The organism is Methylobacterium aquaticum (assembly GCF_001043915.1).
In the GTDB taxonomy this organism is placed as follows: domain Bacteria; phylum Pseudomonadota; class Alphaproteobacteria; order Rhizobiales; family Beijerinckiaceae; genus Methylobacterium; species Methylobacterium aquaticum.
This window is the reverse complement of record NZ_LABX01000382.1, coordinates 1-1,142: the sequence shown is the minus strand read 5'-3', so window position 1 is coordinate 1,142 and position 1,142 is coordinate 1. Positions and strand designations below refer to the sequence as shown.

Below are 1,142 nucleotides of genomic sequence, written 5' to 3'. Positions count from 1 at the left end.
CCAGCACAAGCGCGGCAAGCTCACGGCGCGCGAGCGCATCGAGCTTCTCCTCGATTCCGGGTCGTTCGAGGAATTCGACATGTTCGTGCAGCACCGCTCGAACGATTTCGGGATGGAAAAGCAGAAGATCCCGGGCGACGGCGTCATCACCGGCTGGGGCACCATCAACGGCCGCACCGTCTTCGTGTTCTCCAAGGACTTCACGGTCTTCGGCGGCTCGCTCTCCGAGGCGCACGCCCAGAAGATCATCAAGGTCCAGGACATGGCGCTCAAGATGCGCGCCCCGATCATCGGCCTGTTCGATGCCGGCGGCGCCCGCATCCAGGAGGGCGTGGCAGCGCTCGGCGGCTACGGCGAGGTGTTCAAGCGCAACGTCACGGCGTCCGGCGTGATCCCGCAGATCTCGGTCATCATGGGACCCTGCGCCGGCGGCGACGTCTACTCGCCGGCGATGACCGACTTCATCTTCATGGTGCGCGACACGAGCTACATGTTCGTGACCGGGCCCGACGTGGTGAAGACCGTGACCAACGAGGTGGTCACCGCCGAGGAGCTGGGCGGCGCCAAGGTCCATACCTCGAAATCCTCGATCGCCGACGGCGCCTACGAGAACGACGTCGAGGCGCTGCTCCAGATCCGGCGCCTGATGGACTTCCTGCCGGCCAACAACCAGGCCGGCGTGCCGGAGATCGAGAGCTTCGACGATCCCTCACGCCTCGACCGCAGCCTCGACACCCTGATCCCCGACAACCCGAACAAGCCCTACGACATGGGCGAGCTGATCCGGCGGGTGGTCGACGAGGGTGATGTCTTCGAGATCCAGGCGGCGTATGCCCGCAACATCATCACGGGCTTCGGGCGGATCGAGGGCCGCACGGTCGGGTTCGTCGCCAACCAGCCGATGGTGCTGGCCGGCGTGCTCGATGCGGATGCCTCGCGCAAGGCCGCCCGCTTCGTGCGCTTCTGCGACGCCTTCTCGATCCCGATCGTCACGTTCGTCGACGTGCCGGGCTTCCTGCCCGGCACCGCGCAGGAATATGGCGGCCTCATCAAGCACGGCGCCAAGCTGCTCTTCGCCTTCAGCCAGGCGACGGTGCCGCTCGTCACCGTCATCACCCGCAAGGCGTTCGGCGGCGCCTACG

General features: G+C 66.4%; 1 protein-coding gene. It reads left to right on the top strand.

Going from position 1 to position 1,142, the window contains the following annotated elements; translation table 11 throughout:
* A partial coding sequence (locus VP06_RS32485; protein WP_048467954.1) for an acyl-CoA carboxylase subunit beta occupies positions 1-1,142 on the top strand: 1,142 nt, incomplete at both ends.